A 14,653-nucleotide genomic window follows, 5' to 3' on the forward strand; every position below is an offset into this window, starting at 1 on the left:
GGGCATTGGTTACTCTTCCTGTATGACTTCGCCCACTAGAAATCGCCTTCGGTTTCTAACACTGACCGCCAGCGCACTGGTGTTGACCGGCTGCGCCGCGGGGCATACTGCTGTTGTCAATCCTGAAGACTCCGGAAGCTCCAGCACGTCTGCGATCACCATTGCCACGACGTCTTCAGCGACCTCGCTTGATTTCACCACCACCGGTGGCGCAGCCATTCCCGCCGCGTTGATGGACAACGTCTACGAAACCCTTGTGGCCATCGATCCTGAATCCGGTGACATCATCCCCCATTTGGCCTCGTCATGGGATGTCAGCGAGGATGCCACCGCCTATACTTTCCATCTTCGCGATGACGTGTATTTTTCCAACGGCGATAAATTCAGCGCCGAGACCGCGAAGTTCTCCATCGACTACGTACTCAACGAGTGGTCCAATGGCATCGCCTCGCAAATGGCGCCCGTGAAATCCGCTGAAGCCCTGGATGAGAACACTTTAAAAGTCACGCTTAATCAGCCTTCGCAGTCCTGGCTGTGGAATATGTCGACGGCGATTGGCGCGATGATGAGCCCAGGGGGCATCGATAAGCTAGCAACCGAACCGGTAGGCACAGGCCCTTATCAGCTGCGGCAATTTTCCACCGGAGAATTTATTGCGCTTAAGCCCAACCCGAATTATTGGGGCACCCCGGCGGCCTCTGCTGTGACAATTTCCTTCTATCCTGATGCGCTGAGCTCGCTGAACGCTTTGCAGGCCGGCCAAGTTGATGTGGTGTGGTCGATGCAAACCCCAGAGCTGCTCAACACGCTGCCCGAGGAATTTACTGTGGAGGTCGGCACCACCAACGGCGAAATCTTGCTGTCGATGAATAACAACGCAGCGCCTTTCGATGACCCCCGTATCCGCCAGGCTGTTGCCTACGGGGTGGACCGCGCGGCGTTGAATGAAGTGATCTGGGAAGGCCTAGCCGAAGATACCGGCGGGCAACCCGTGCCGCCGACTGACCCGTGGTTTAGTGAAAAGAACTTCTACGACTTTGACCCTGCCCGGGCCCAAGAATTGATGGGTGAAGCTGGCGCCGAAGGCACCAAGTTAACCTTGACCATCCCCACGGTGCCCTATGCGCAAATTGCATCCGAACTGCTGTATTCGCAGCTAACAGAAATTGGTTTCGATGTCACCTTGGAATCCGCGGAGTTTCCCGCGGTGTGGCTAGGCCAGGTCATGGGCGCGCAGGATTATCAGATGTCGCTGATTTCGCACGTCGAACCACACGATGTCCCAGTACTTTTCGGCAGCCCTGATTATTACTTGGGCTATGACTCCGAAGCCACACGGGAGCTTTTAGCCGCGGCCGATACCGCGGATTCACCGGAGCGCTACCACGCGCTTATGTCTGAGGCGATTTCCACCATCATGGATGATGCCGCGGCGCTGACGCTGATGAATATGCCCAATATTGTTATCTCTGACCCGGGTATTTCTGGACTACAGGTCAATGCCATTACTGATGCCATGGTCTTGCGTAACCTCAAGGAGGACGCCCAGTGACACTTTTCAAGGTGCTGGGGCGCTACGTGCTGACCCTGGCTGCTGCTTCCGTGTTGATCTTCCTGCTCATGCGCGCGGTCCCCGGCAACCCGGCGCGCGTGGCCTTGGGCGTGAACGCGACCGAAGAATCCGTGGCGGAATTGACCACGGCGATGGGCTTGGACCGCCCGCTGCTTGCACAGTATGGCGAGTGGCTCGGTGGTCTTCTCACCGGGGACTTCGGGGTTTCTTTAGCCTCGCAGCAAAATATCACCGCGCAAGTTATTGACCGCGCGCAGGTCTCCCTCATCTTGGTCGGGCTGGCCTTGCTACTCGCTTTGGCGATCGCGGTCCCTCTGGGGATGTGGACGGCGCAGCGGAAGGCATCGATAAGCAATGCTCTCACGCAGTTGGGCATCGCTGTCCCAAGCTTCCTGGTGGGTATTATCCTGGTGGCGATTTTCGCTGTGCAGCTGGGTTGGTTGCCTGCTAATGGCTGGTCCCCGCCGAAACAGGGCATGGGCGCTTTCCTTTCTCACCTGGTCATGCCGGTGATTGCTTTGGCGTTGGTGCAAGGTGCGATTTTAACCCGCTATGTCCGCTCGGCCATTTTGGATGTTTTAAACCAGGACTACATCCGCACCGCGCGTGCATTGGGCCAATCCCCGACTCAGGCCTTGTGGCGCCATGGCCTGCGCAATGCTGCGCTGCCGGTGCTGACGGTGGCCGGGGTGCAATTTACCACGCTGATTGTCGGTGCCGTGGTCATCGAAGCAGTCTTTGTCATTCCAGGTTTAGGCTCCATGCTTCTCGATGCCGTCTCTGTTCGCGATTTAACCACCGTCCAATCCCTCATCATGGTGCTCGTGGCTTTTACATTGACGATTAACGCGCTTACTGATGCCGCCTACCGCCTTATTGACCCGCGCCTGCGCCAAGGAGCACGCTCATGAGCCTTTTGCGACGACTATCTGTCACGGGCTGGATGGGCCTGATTATTGTCGGTGCCACGGTGCTTGCTGCCCTGGTGTCTGTAGTGTGGACTCCTTATGATCCTTTGCTGGCGATTCCGGCAGAGCGTTTAGCGGGAGGTAGCGCCGAACATCTTTTGGGCACTGACCGCTTCGGCCGCGATGTGCTCTCGCGTTTGCTGGTGGGCGCGCAGATTACGCTGTTTGTTGGCATCATCGCCGTGGCGATTTCCGCTGTCATTGGCGTACCGCTGGGTATCGCCGCCGGTATGCGCCAGGGGAAGTTCCTTGACTCCCTAGTTATGCGCAGCGCTGACCTACTGTTGGCTTTCCCGGCGCTGTTGCTTGCGATCATCGCGGGTGCTGTGTGGGGGCCATCGACGCTAACCGCCATGATTGCCATCGGTGTCGCTGGCATTCCCTCTTTTGCCCGGGTGTCACGCTCGGGCACATTGCAGGTAATGTCTCAAGACTTCATCGCAGCGGCGCGCGTCTCTAAAGTCTCCGAATTGCAGATTGCCTACCGCCACGTCTTCCCGAATATTTCGGGCCTCGTTATCGTCCAATCCTCGGTGTATTTTGCGCTCGCCATCTTGGCAGAGGCCGCGCTGAGCTACCTCGGTTTGGGCACCGCCCCACCCGCCGCATCTTGGGGGCGCATGCTCCAAGATGCCCAATCGCTGCTGGCAGTTAACCCCACGCTGACATTGTGGCCAGGTCTTGCCATCGCATTGACGGTCTTGGGCTTTAACCTGCTTGGCGATGGCCTTCGCGATATCTTAGACCCGCGTCAACTCACCCGGAGGAATTAATCATGACGGATGCTCCTATTCTCAAGGTCTCTAACCTTCAGGTCCGCACTAATTCTTCCGGTGCTTCCGCGAAACTTTTAGGGGGAATTTCTTTAGAAATTCCCCGCGGTGGTCGCGTTGGTCTTATCGGCGAGTCCGGTTCCGGCAAGTCGCTGACGGCTCTGTCCATCATCGGGCTTTTGCCTCAGGCTTTGCGCACTTCCGGCTCGATTACTTTCCACGGCCGCGAGCTGCTCGGGCTATCTGACCGCGAGATGTCGAAGCTGCGCGGGAAGAAGATCGCCATGATCTTCCAAGAGCCCATGAGTGCGTTGGATCCGCTGATGAAAATCGCCAAGCAAATTCCTGCTTCTGCCTCGGCTACCACGCGGTTGTTAGAAGAAGTCGGGCTTGATGCATCCTTTGGTCCGCGCTACCCCCACCAGCTTTCGGGCGGGCAGCGCCAGCGCGTCATGATTGCGATGGCGCTTGCACAAGACCCAGAACTGCTCATTTGTGATGAGCCCACTACTGCGCTTGATGCCACCACACAAGCAGAAATCTTAAACCTAGTGGAAAAGCTCGTGGACGACCGCGGCCTGTCATTGTTATTTATTACTCACGACCTAAGCGTCGTGGAGCGCATGTGCACCGAAACTCTCGTGCTGCAATCTGGTGTGATTGTCGAATCCGGTGCCACCACCGATGTACTGAATAACCCGCAGCATGCTTATACCCAGGAACTTATCGCGGCTTCCCAACCCGGCAGCCCCACAACTCATCCGGCACCTGCTGCGGAGATTGCTGTGCGCCTTGATGAGGTCAGCAAAATCTACGGCATAAATACCGCCGCACACCAGGTGAGTTTAGAAATCCCCCGCGGCAGCCGCTGGGGGCTTGTCGGTGGTTCCGGCTCCGGAAAGAGCACCCTGCTGAAAATGATCGCGGGGCTGACTTCGCCAACGTCTGGAAATGTCACCGTGTCGGGTTCGCTGCAGATGGTTTTTCAAGACCCCCAGGGCTCCCTCGACCCGCGTATGACCGTGCGCTCGATTATCGCCGAAGGCTTGCCGGAAAAGCGCGATGTCACCGCCCAAGTCGACAAAGTGCTCGCAGCAGTGGGTCTGCTACCTGAGCACGCTGCGCGCTATCCGCATGAATTTTCCGGCGGGCAGCGTCAAAGAATCTCCATTGCGCGCGCGATTATTGGCAATCCTGATATTTTGCTCGCCGATGAAGCAGTCTCCGCGCTCGATGTCTCCGTGCGCTCGCAGATCCTCGACCTTTTAAATTCCTTAGTCGAGCAGTTAGATCTGACCTTGTTATTTATCTCCCATGATTTAGCCGTCGTGCGTCAGCTGTGCACGCACGTGGCCGTGATGCATGAGGGGGAAATCGTTGAGCAGGGCCCTATTGAGCAGATCTGGGACAATCCCCAGCACAGCTACACTCGGGACCTGCTGTCTGTTACCTAGCTTGAATGCACATCCAATAAAAACGACCCGTCGAGCAAGTGCTCTTCCGAGTACTCAAAGACTGCGAAGGCTTCTTCTAAACAAGCCATCTGTGCAGCGTGTGATCCTTCCGAAGGGGAATTCATGAGCGCTAAACCCACTTTCACTTCGAGGTATAAATTTAAGTTCCACGAACCAATATAGCTTACAACCATGGAATTTTCCTAAGCAATAGTGATGGCCATCGCCTCTGGTTAAAGGTGATCAGTCCCCCACACTTGAGCCTAGAAATTGTGCTGTCCAGGGATTGTGGGAATAATAAATAGCCCTCATTGATTTATATAGTTTTGTAATCGATCTTTTAAGGATCAGCATGAGCGATAAACCATCGCATCCTTCTCCTAGCGGTAGTCGCAAGACAACCGTTGGAATTTATCCCCACGATATGCACCCTGGCCTAGTTCCAGGTATTCCGGTTGAAGAACAACGCAACCGCTTCGCAGTCGATAAAATCATTTTCTCCGTCACCGCGGTCCTCATTGTTAGCTTCATCATCTGGGGCGTGTGGCGCCCCGACCAGGTCTCCGAGGCTGCATCGACAGGCTTTAGCTGGGCCATTACCAACGCCGGCTGGCTGCTGAACTTCACCATGATCATGGCCGTCGCGGTCATGGCCTATGTGGGATTCTCCAAGCTCGGGCGCATCAAGTTAGGCAAAGACGACGAAGAGCCCGAATTCCGGCGCTTTTCCTGGGTAGCCATGATGTTCGGCGCGGGCATCGGCGTCGGTCTGTTTTTCTACGGACCTTCCGAGCCGCTGTCGCACTACATCACTCCCCCGCCCCACACCGTCGATGGCAATAGCGTGGAAGCCTTGCACCAAGCCATGGCCCAATCACACTTCCACTGGGGTCTTTCGCCCTGGGCAGCCTATGCCCTTGTCGGTGCCGCGATTGCGTATTCTTCCTACCGCCGCGGCCGCGTGACCTTGATTTCTTCTATTTTCAAGCCGCTCTTTGGCTCGCGTGATACCGATGGCCCGCTGGGCAAACTCATCGATATTCTCGCACTCATTGCCACCTTGTTCGGCACCGCTGCAACCTTGGGTGTTTCCGCCGTGCAGATTGGCCAGGGCGTGGAAATCGTCTCCGGCGCAGGTCCTGCCACCAACACCACGTTGGTTATCATCATCGCAATTTTGGGCATTGGCTTTATCTTCTCCGCCGTCTCCGGCGTATCGCGCGGTATCCGCTACCTGTCCAATATCAATATCTCGCTCACCCTGGCTTTTGTGGTCTTCGTCTTCATCGTCGGCCCAACACTCTTGCTGCTCAACCTTTTGCCTTCCGGCATCTTGATGTACATCAACGAGCTTCTGCCAATGATGGCCAAGTCTTTGTCCTGGGGCGATGAAACCATCGAATTCCAGTCCTACTGGACGGCCTTCTACTGGGCGTGGTGGATTGCGTGGACACCATTTGTCGGCATGTTCGTAGCGCGCATCTCGCGCGGCCGAACGCTACGCGAATTCACCGTCGTGACTGTCTTCGCGCCGACCTTGATTTTGATTCTGGCCTTTACCGTCTTCGGCGGCACCGCCATTACTTTCCATCAGCAAGGTGTCGAAGGCTTCGACGGCTCCGCAGGTGGCGAGGCCGTGCTATTTGCGATGTTCCAAAACCTCCCACTCGGCCAAATCACCCCGTTTATCTTGCTCTTTGTGCTGGCGATCTTCTTCATCACCTCTGCTGACTCGGCATCGGTGGTCATGGGCACCATGTCGTCGAAGGGCAACCCAACCCCGAATAAGCTGCTCGTAGTCTTTTGGGGTCTATGCATGATGGGTATCGCCATCGTCATGCTGCTCACCGGCGGCGAAGATGTGCTGTCTGGTCTGCAGAACCTGACCATCTTGTCTGCGCTGCCATTTAGCGTGGTGTTGCTAGTGATGATGGTCGCCTTTGTTAAAGACCTGCGTAGTGACCCGATGTTTATTCGCCGCACCTACGCGCAAACCGCTGTCGCCAATGCCGTTATTCGCGGTCTGGAAGAACACGGCGATGACTTTGAGCTCACCGTGCGCCCAGCTGAAGAAGGCCGCGGCGCCGGAGCAGACTTCGACTCCACCTCCGAGCGCTACACCGAGTGGTACCAGCGCACCGACGAAGATGGAGACAACGTCGACTACGACTTCGACACCGGCGAATGGGCCGATGGCTACGAAGACGAGTCCAAGAAGGATTAATCCTCTGGAGCCTTCACTGGCTCTCCCGCTTTCGCACTAGGGCTGCCCGTTTTTACTGCTGTACGGGCAGCCTTTGTGATCGTCGAGGGATGTTGATCTTCGGTAGCAAGGCGCTCAAAGGCTATCGATGCCAACGCCGCTGCCTGATCCCCCAAAATGGAGTCATCGAAACGCGCGAGCGGCGAGTGATTCCATTCGCGCTGTGCATAAGGGGTCTGCGGGTTTGCAGTACCCAGCCAGAAGAAAGAGCCGGGGACCTGTGCAAGGACCGCGCCGAAATCTTCAGACGCCATCATTGGTGCCTCAAACTGGCGGATGGAGTCTGGTCCAAATTGCGCGCCCCACACGGTCGCTGCGAATTGGTTCTCACGCGCATTGGTCTTGGTGGTCGGATACAGGACCTCGAAATCAACCTCCACGGAGCAGCGATGTGCTGCGGCGATATTGGAGGTTACTTCGCCGATGACCTGGCGCACGGCGTTGATTTGTTCATCGCGCAGCACGCGCACGGTCGCGCCTAACGATGCCTGATCAGGAATCGCGTTGAAAGCCCCATCGCCTGCGCGCAGATTGGTCACCGTCAACACGATGGGCTCAAGCGCGTCGAAGCGGCGAGTAATCGCGGTTTGCAGCGAAGTAATAATCTCCGCCAGACACGTCACCGGATCCACGGCATCATGCGGGCGCGAACCGTGCCCGCCCTTGCCATAGACTGTCACGGCCAAGTTCGAGGACGAGGCCATCGTCGGGCCATTAATGTAGTGGAAAGTGCCACGATCTTGCGGGCCCACATGCAAGCCATAGGCCGCAATCGGGCGGCGCCCGGCGACATCCAACACGCCTTCATCAATCATGATGTCTGCGCCGCCTGGGCCCTCTTCCCCCGGCTGGAACATGAAGATGACATCGCCTGCGATTTCTTCACGGTGCTTAGACAAGATGTGCGCGGCACCCACCAAGGCCGCGGTGTGCAAGTCATGTCCACATGCGTGCATGTACTCATTGGTGGACGCAAAAGGACTGCCGGTGCGTTCTTTCACCGCCAAGGCATCCATGTCCGCGCGCAAGAGCACCGAAACGGGACGCTCCCCGCGCTTGCCGCCGCGCATCACGGCGGTCACAGAACTTAAATCTTGGCCGAGGGTAATCTCCAGCGGCAAGCCCTCCAGCGCATTCAAAACGGCCTTTTGGGTACGCGGGAGCTCTAACCCGATTTCTGGATAGCGGTGCAGCGTGCGCCGCAATTCTTGGAGCTCTTCGACCATCGCGGTGCCGGTTTCCCGAAAGACCTCACCGGCACTGCGCCCCTCAATGGTCGAGGCTACATAGGGCAAAGGCGGCAGCTGCTGCCCTTGCCGTGGAAGCTTACGCTTCGGCTTGAGTTGGCTATAAGGATTTCCAGAAGGTGATTCCATGCCACCCAAGTCTAGCGATGTTTATTCCGGTTTTATTCCGAATCCGTAGACAGTGCCGCCACGAATGCTTCCTGTGGAACGTTGACCGAACCAATCGCCTTCATGCGCTTCTTACCGGCCTTCTGCTTCTCCAGCAGCTTGCGCTTACGGGAGATATCGCCGCCGTAGCACTTAGACAACACGTCCTTGCGCATTGCGCGAATATTCTCACGGCTGATGATCTTCGAGCCAATCGCAGCCTGAATAGGCACCTCGAATTGCTGGCGCGGGATGAGCTCTTTGAGCTTCTTGGTCATCTTATTGCCGTAGTAATTAGCGTTGTCCTTGTGCACGATGGCCGAGAAAGCATCGACTGGCTCGCCTTGGAGCAAGATATCAACCTTGACCAGGTCTGCTTCCTGCTCGCCTGCTTCCTCATAGTTCAAGGAAGCATAGCCCTTGGTACGGGACTTGAGCATGTCGAAGAAGTCGAAGATGATCTCACCCAAAGGCATGACATAGCGCAACTCCACACGGTCTTCAGACAGGTAATCCATGCCCTGCATCTGTCCACGCTTGGTCTGGCACAGCTCCATGGTCGGGCCGACATAAGCCTCGGGGACGATGATCGTCATCTTGACAATCGGCTCGTAGACCTCCGGAATTTTTCCACTTGGCCAATCCGAAGGGTTGTGCACCATTCGCTCCGAACCATCTTCACTAATGACGCGGTAGGTCACCGAAGGAGCCGTGGAGATCAGATCCAGGTCGAACTCGCGCTGCAAGCGGTCACGGGTAATTTCCATGTGCAAAAGGCCCAAGAAGCCACAGCGGAAACCAAAGCCCAACGCGACGGAGGTTTCTGGTTCGTAGGTCAGGGAGGCATCGTTAAGCTGAAGCTTTTGCAACGCATCACGCAAAGCCGGGAAATCTGCCTGCGAAATTGGGAACAGACCCGAGTACACCATGGGCTTCGGATCGGCGTAACCGGTCAGCGGCTCATCCGCGCCCTTGGCAGCCCAAGTGACGGTGTCGCCCACCTTGGTCTCACGCACGTCTTTCACGCCGGTAATCAGGTAGCCGACCTCACCAGGCCCTAAGCCCTTGACCGGTGTTGGGGTTGGGGAAACCACACCGAGCTCTAAGATATCTAGCTCCACGCCAGTGTTCATCATGCGGACTTTTTGACGCGGCTCCAATTTGCCATCCACCATGCGGATGTAGGTAACCACGCCGCGGTAGGTGTCATAGACCGAGTCAAAAATCATTGCACGAGCTGGCGCATCCACACCGAAATCACTGCTCGGCGCAGGGATAAGCTCAGTAACCTTGTCCAAAAGCTCCGGTACGCCTTCACCGGTCTTACCGGAAACGCGCAGGACTTCTTCTGGCTCCACGCCAATAATATTCGCGATTTCTAGCGCATACTTTTCTGGCTCAGCATTAGGCAGGTCAATCTTATTGAGCACTGGAATGATTTCCAGGTCATTTTCCATCGCCATATAAAGGTTAGCCAGCGTTTGTGCTTCGATGCCCTGGGCGGCATCGACAAGCAAAATGGCTCCTTCACACGCATCCAAAGAGCGCGATACCTCATAAGAGAAGTCAACGTGACCTGGGGTGTCAATCATCTGCAGGACAATTTCTTGTCCCTTGTGCTCACCCGAGCGAGGAATCCACGGCAAACGCACGTTCTGCGCCTTAATGGTGATACCGCGTTCGCGCTCAATATCCATGTTGTCCAGATACTGATCGCGCATATCGCGCGCTGCAACAACATTAGACAGCTGCAAAATACGGTCTGCCAACGTCGACTTACCATGGTCAATGTGCGCGATGATGCAGAAGTTCCGGATCCGGGCGGGATCCGTCAACGTCGAAACGGCAAAATTGTTAGTCAAAAGGTTCCTATTCCATTTCCATGCACATAAAGAAAGCTTGTACCAACCATACCGAAGACAACCTATAAAATAGGAGTTAGGATGGTGAATATGAATAACACCTTTGTGTCCCGCTTGCGCAAGGTCGCTGGCATTGAGGTGAAAGAGCCCTTAGACCTTGGACTTTCTCGCATCAATGCCCGCTTAGGCATGCACGGAACACATGGCGGGACTGATCCCCGCAAACCTGCCAAAATTCGTGTAGAGCACACCGAGGCACGCGCACGCTCGATCTTTTTCGCACCAGACATGGACGGCCAAGCCGACTCCGGCGAAGTGGTGTGGGTATGGGCACCAACTGAAGGCCCCAGCTCGCCCCCGACGGAGCGCGCCATTTTATTAGTAGGCCGTACTCGTTCCACGGTCTTAGGCCTTTTAATCTCCCCTAATGCTTCACATGCTGACGACGAAGCCTGGTTGGCCATCGGCTCCGGTGAATGGGATGATTCACGCCGGCAGTGCTGGGTGCGCCTCGACCGCGTATTAGAAGTATCGGAGGAGCAAGTACGCCGCAAAGGCATCTTGTTCCCCGAGCGCCGCTTTGAGCGCATTGCCAACCGCTTGCGCCAGAAATTCCACTGGGGATAAGAATTTGAATATTTGCCCCCGCCCTTGGTACTGTATCCAGGTTAGTTAACTTTTTGTGCGCGATTGCGCTAGCGGTCAGGACCTTGGGTCCGCTCGTTAATCGCCAAAACTTCCCTTCGGGAAGTTGGGAGCTGTGCACATGAGGTTAAATATCCAATCACTATAGATTTACAAGAGGTATATCTCATGGCAAATATCAAGTCCAAGCAAAAGCGCGTTCTCACCAACGAGAAGGCACGTCTGCGTAACAAGTCCGTTCGCTCTGCAGTCCGCACCGAGATCCGCAAGTTCCGCGCCTTGGTTGAGGCTGGCGACAAGGCTGGTGCCGAACTTCAGCTGCGCAAGGCTTCCCGCGCATTGGACAAGTCCGTATCCAAGGGCGTCTTCCACCGCAACAACGCGGCTAACAAGAAGTCCGGTATGGCTGCCGCTTTCAACAAGATGAACTAATCTTGGCTTAAAGCATCACCTGGTGCCCCATGCAAGCAATTGTGTGGGGCACCAGGTGTTTTCTAATGATGTTCGAACTAATGCTGGGTTAGTCCGGCGGGGCGGCTAAGATACTTTAACGATGACAAACCTGAAGCCCTTGGTAAAGTGGGTCGGCGGAAAACGCCAGCTTTTGCCACATATTCACGCTGCCCTACCGGCAACGGGCTACTCAACCTATTTTGAGCCCTTTCTAGGTGGTGGCGCGGTTTTGTGGTCCCTGGCTCCAGAAAAAGCCGTGGTCAATGACCTCAACGTTGAGCTCATCAACTTGTACACCGTGGTTCGCACGGATGTGGAAGCGCTCATCGCGGAGCTTCAGGATTATCCCAATGATGAGGAATTCTTCTACCAGCTACGTGCTCTGGACCGCGACGCCGAAGTATTTGCAGCGCTCTCGCCTGTAAAGCGCGCTGCTCGCACGGTTTATTTGAACAAGACCTGCTACAACGGGCTGTATCGCGTGAACCAGGCAGGCCAGTTCAACTCGCCTTTTGGGCGCTATAAAAAGCCACTCATCTGTGATGAAAAGACCCTCAACGCCATCAACGTCTATCTGTGTGACAATGACGTCACCTTCTTAAATGGCGATTTCAAAGACGCTGTCGCTACGGCCAAAGCAGGGGACTTTGTGTATTTCGATCCGCCCTATGACCCGGTCAATGTCACCAGCAATTTTGTTGGCTATGCCGCCGGTGGATTCGGCCGCGACAATCAGCTGGAGCTCAAAGAGCTGTGCGATGAGCTCACAGACCGCGGCGTGAAGTGGATGCTATCTAATTCCGCCACGGAATTCATTCGGGAGCTGTACACGGATTACCACGTTGATATCGTAGGCGCATCACGCGCGATTAATTCTGTGGCGTCCAAGCGCGGCAAGGTCGATGAGGTGCTAGTAAGAAACTATGACAAGTGAAGCTGAGCTCCGCACATTCTTCGGTATAAAAAGTAGCCAGACACTAGGCCGCAATGACTATGGTTGGTTGCGGGTATTCAGGCACAAAAAGCTTAACGATGCCGGCTTCTTCCGCATCACCGCCGCCGAGCTGAAAGAGCTCTCACTGCGTGAGCCCCGCTTGATGGCCAAGCATGATTCCACAGCGGCCCGGCCCTGGATTTTTAAAGAACTAGGCCTGAATATCATTCCGCTTTCGCGTTTTGAATACTTGGTGGGCAAGTTCGACCTGTTTGCGAAATTTCCCGAACCAGAAACGCTGGGCCCCGTCCGGTATATGCCTTTTCCGGATGATATTGAATCGCTGAATCCAGATGACATCACCTCTGAAGCAGCGGCGCTGAATGCATCTGCGCTGTCTCATATCCTGGATGATTTTCTAGAAACATCTACGTTGCAGGCAACCGTGGCGGGCAGAATGTCTACCGGAACCATTGATGTGCGCCTTGCCTGCGGTGATTTCCAAGTGTCTAAGGCGCAGATGGAAATTGATGCCGGCTTGGAATCAGCAGATGTGCTGGGCTTGATTGAGGCCAAGAACCATCTGTCGGATGATTTGAATATTCGCCAGCTCTACTTCCCTTTCCGGCGTTTCTCACAAGCACTGACCAAGCCCGTAGCAGCTGTTTATCAGGTCTATTCCAACGGTATTTTCCACCTCTACCGCTTCGACTTCGAAGATATACTGCGGCCAGAATCCATTCGGCTTGTAAAGTCGGCGCGCTATACTCTGACGCCGTCGAGTATCACGCTGGATGTCATCGACAAGCTGCTCAAGACAGTGCCCATCATGGCGGAGCCGGAAGCTATCCCCTTCCCGCAGGCCGATAGCTTCGCGCGCGTGATTAACCTGTGCGAGCAGCTGCAAGATTCTGAGCTCAGTGTTGAAGCGATTACTGAGAACTATGATTTCACCTCGCGCCAGACCAACTATTACACCGGCGCAGCCAAGTATCTGGGGCTGGTTAACGATACCAACCGCATGTGGTCCTTGACGGATTTCGGCGCGAAAGTCATGGCCAGTGAACGCAATGAGCGCAACGTAGCGCTCATCAAAGCGCTACTGCGCCATGAAGTCTTCCATGCGGTATTAGCACGGGCCCTAGAAAGAGGAGAAGTTCCAGACCGCGCCACCATTGTGTCCATCATGGAGGCATCGAATCTGGAACTATCTCAATCCACCGTTACCCGCCGCGCGGGCACCGTGTTGTCGTGGGTGCAGTGGGTTTGGTCGCTGGCAACGACCGAAGAGCTCAAGCTTTAAAAGCCGACGATATCGCGCAATCCCGTGACTGCCAGCGCTACACCCGCAATCATAAAGAAGGAACCAGCGGCGATATCAATCCACGGTCCCGCGGCCAAAAGCTTGCGTCGCACGGCCTTTGTGGAGACCACGAAAGCGATAATGACGAACATTACGTAGCACGACAAGCTCATCGCCAAAATCAGTGTGATCGCTACGCCTATCGATGGACTCGCCGGCAAAAGTGGCGCAATCAACGCCGAGAGGAATAAGACGATCTTGGGGTTGGAGAGGTTCGTCGCTAAGCCTGTGCGAAATGCATGCCGCATCCTGCCCAGCTGGGCTTCCTGCTCCGCGAGTGACATGGGCACCGCGCTGCGTGAATCCCACCCTGTTTTGAAGGTGGAATAGCCCATGTAGACCAACCAGCTACCGCCGAGCAGCTGCATCAGACCTAAAAGCTGCGGGAATGCTGTTAGCAAGGCAGCCGCGCCCAGCACAGTGAGCGAGGTCCACATCAGCACGCCCACTTGAATACCAGTCACCGCGGCGACCGCATGGCGCCGCGATTTCGTGGCTAGGCGCGTAATCAGGATGGTGTCAGGGCCTGGGCTTAGCGCCCCCAACAGGTTTAGAACAACGATTGTGGCAAGGGACGACAAACTCACTCGAAGCGTCCCAGAAGATCCTCGCGGCCGAACATTTTGGCGGTATCAACCGCATTGGGAGTACCAGCATTCGGGTTGGCGCCGGCTTCTAGTAGCGCGTCGATGACGGCGTCTTCTTTCTTGAAAATAGCGCCCGCCAATGGCGACTGGTTGCGATCATTAAGCAGGTTTACATCTGCGCCTACTTCGACCAAAGCCCTGACCAGCTCCGGATGCCCGTTATATGCGGCGAGCATGACAAAAGACTGGCCATCTTGATTGACCATATCTACGCTAACGCCCTGCTTAATGTACTCAACCAGGGTGATATCGCCGTTGCGCGCTAAGTCAAAAAGTTTGCTCGCAAATTCAGCGATTTCCTGCTCACTATTTTGTTCACTCATG

General features: G+C 55.6%; 14 protein-coding genes. 9 read left to right on the forward strand and 5 right to left on the reverse strand.

What is annotated here, in order from left to right; genetic code table 11:
- The first annotated feature begins 22 nt into the window (after positions 1-22).
- The 4 genes from C5Y44_RS00480 to C5Y44_RS00495 are packed head-to-tail and all read left to right on the forward strand — an operon-like array spanning position 23 to position 4,768.
- Positions 23-1,552 (forward strand): ABC transporter substrate-binding protein, encoded by a 1,530-nt coding sequence (locus C5Y44_RS00480; protein ID WP_105323637.1) that lies wholly within the window; start codon positions 23-25, stop codon positions 1,550-1,552.
- Positions 1,549-2,484 carry an ABC transporter permease gene (locus C5Y44_RS00485; protein ID WP_199185950.1) on the forward strand — a complete coding sequence of 312 codons (936 nt, stop codon included), beginning with the start codon at positions 1,549-1,551 and terminating at the stop codon, positions 2,482-2,484. The genes C5Y44_RS00480 and C5Y44_RS00485 overlap by 4 nt, the downstream gene beginning before the upstream one ends.
- Complete coding sequence (locus tag C5Y44_RS00490; protein ID WP_105323193.1) at positions 2,481-3,314, forward strand: ABC transporter permease; 834 nt, start codon at positions 2,481-2,483, stop codon at positions 3,312-3,314. The genes C5Y44_RS00485 and C5Y44_RS00490 overlap by 4 nt, the downstream gene beginning before the upstream one ends.
- Before the next feature lie 2 nt (positions 3,315-3,316).
- Complete coding sequence (locus C5Y44_RS00495) at positions 3,317-4,768, forward strand: ABC transporter ATP-binding protein (protein ID WP_105323194.1); 1,452 nt, start codon at positions 3,317-3,319, stop codon at positions 4,766-4,768.
- Here the strand turns inward: C5Y44_RS00495 and C5Y44_RS13545 are convergent.
- Positions 4,765-4,893 (reverse strand): hypothetical protein, encoded by a 129-nt coding sequence (locus C5Y44_RS13545; protein ID WP_255411971.1) that lies wholly within the window; start codon positions 4,891-4,893, stop codon positions 4,765-4,767. The genes C5Y44_RS00495 and C5Y44_RS13545 overlap by 4 nt on opposite strands.
- 227 nt (positions 4,894-5,120) lie before the next feature.
- Here C5Y44_RS13545 and C5Y44_RS00505 point away from each other — a divergent pair, with 227 nt between their 5' ends.
- Positions 5,121-6,992 (forward strand): BCCT family transporter, encoded by a 1,872-nt coding sequence (locus C5Y44_RS00505; RefSeq protein WP_199185951.1) that lies wholly within the window; start codon positions 5,121-5,123, stop codon positions 6,990-6,992.
- On the opposite strand, the gene C5Y44_RS00510 is transcribed toward C5Y44_RS00505, so the two are convergent.
- The gene (locus C5Y44_RS00510) at positions 6,989-8,407 is read right to left on the reverse strand and encodes a M20 family metallopeptidase (RefSeq protein WP_105323197.1); all 1,419 of its coding nucleotides are present in this window, start codon (positions 8,405-8,407) and stop codon (positions 6,989-6,991) included. The genes C5Y44_RS00505 and C5Y44_RS00510 overlap by 4 nt on opposite strands.
- Before the next feature lie 32 nt (positions 8,408-8,439).
- On the reverse strand, positions 8,440-10,287 hold the full coding sequence (lepA, locus tag C5Y44_RS00515; RefSeq protein WP_066792807.1) for a translation elongation factor 4: 1,848 nt from the start codon (positions 10,285-10,287) through the stop codon (positions 8,440-8,442).
- 90 nt (positions 10,288-10,377) lie between these two features.
- On the opposite strand from lepA, the gene C5Y44_RS00520 reads away from it, so the two are divergent.
- The 4 genes from C5Y44_RS00520 to C5Y44_RS00535 all read left to right on the forward strand — a co-directional run bounded on the left by C5Y44_RS00520 (position 10,378) and on the right by C5Y44_RS00535 (position 13,622).
- Positions 10,378-10,914, forward strand: a complete 537-nt coding sequence (locus C5Y44_RS00520) for a type II toxin-antitoxin system PemK/MazF family toxin (RefSeq protein WP_191374203.1) — start codon at positions 10,378-10,380, stop codon at positions 10,912-10,914.
- 186 nt (positions 10,915-11,100) lie between these two features.
- Positions 11,101-11,364, forward strand: a complete 264-nt coding sequence (gene rpsT / locus C5Y44_RS00525) for a 30S ribosomal protein S20 (RefSeq protein WP_105323198.1) — start codon at positions 11,101-11,103, stop codon at positions 11,362-11,364.
- A 121-nt stretch (positions 11,365-11,485) separates the two neighbouring features.
- Positions 11,486-12,319: a DNA adenine methylase gene (locus C5Y44_RS00530; RefSeq protein ID WP_199185952.1), complete on the forward strand. Its 834-nt coding sequence runs from the start codon at positions 11,486-11,488 to the stop codon at positions 12,317-12,319.
- Positions 12,309-13,622: a hypothetical protein gene (locus C5Y44_RS00535; protein ID WP_105323199.1), complete on the forward strand. Its 1,314-nt coding sequence runs from the start codon at positions 12,309-12,311 to the stop codon at positions 13,620-13,622. The genes C5Y44_RS00530 and C5Y44_RS00535 overlap by 11 nt, the downstream gene beginning before the upstream one ends.
- On the opposite strand, the gene C5Y44_RS00540 is transcribed toward C5Y44_RS00535, so the two are convergent.
- Positions 13,619-14,269: a LysE family translocator gene (locus C5Y44_RS00540; protein WP_105323200.1), complete on the reverse strand. Its 651-nt coding sequence runs from the start codon at positions 14,267-14,269 to the stop codon at positions 13,619-13,621. The genes C5Y44_RS00535 and C5Y44_RS00540 overlap by 4 nt on opposite strands.
- Positions 14,266-14,652 (reverse strand): ankyrin repeat domain-containing protein, encoded by a 387-nt coding sequence (locus tag C5Y44_RS00545; RefSeq protein ID WP_105323201.1) that lies wholly within the window; start codon positions 14,650-14,652, stop codon positions 14,266-14,268. Before C5Y44_RS00545 ends, C5Y44_RS00540 begins: the two co-directional genes overlap by 4 nt.
- Position 14,653 lies beyond the last annotated feature (1 nt).

It is taken from the genome of Corynebacterium sp. J010B-136, from assembly GCF_002967075.1.
Taxonomy (GTDB): Bacteria; Actinomycetota; Actinomycetes; order Mycobacteriales; family Mycobacteriaceae; genus Corynebacterium.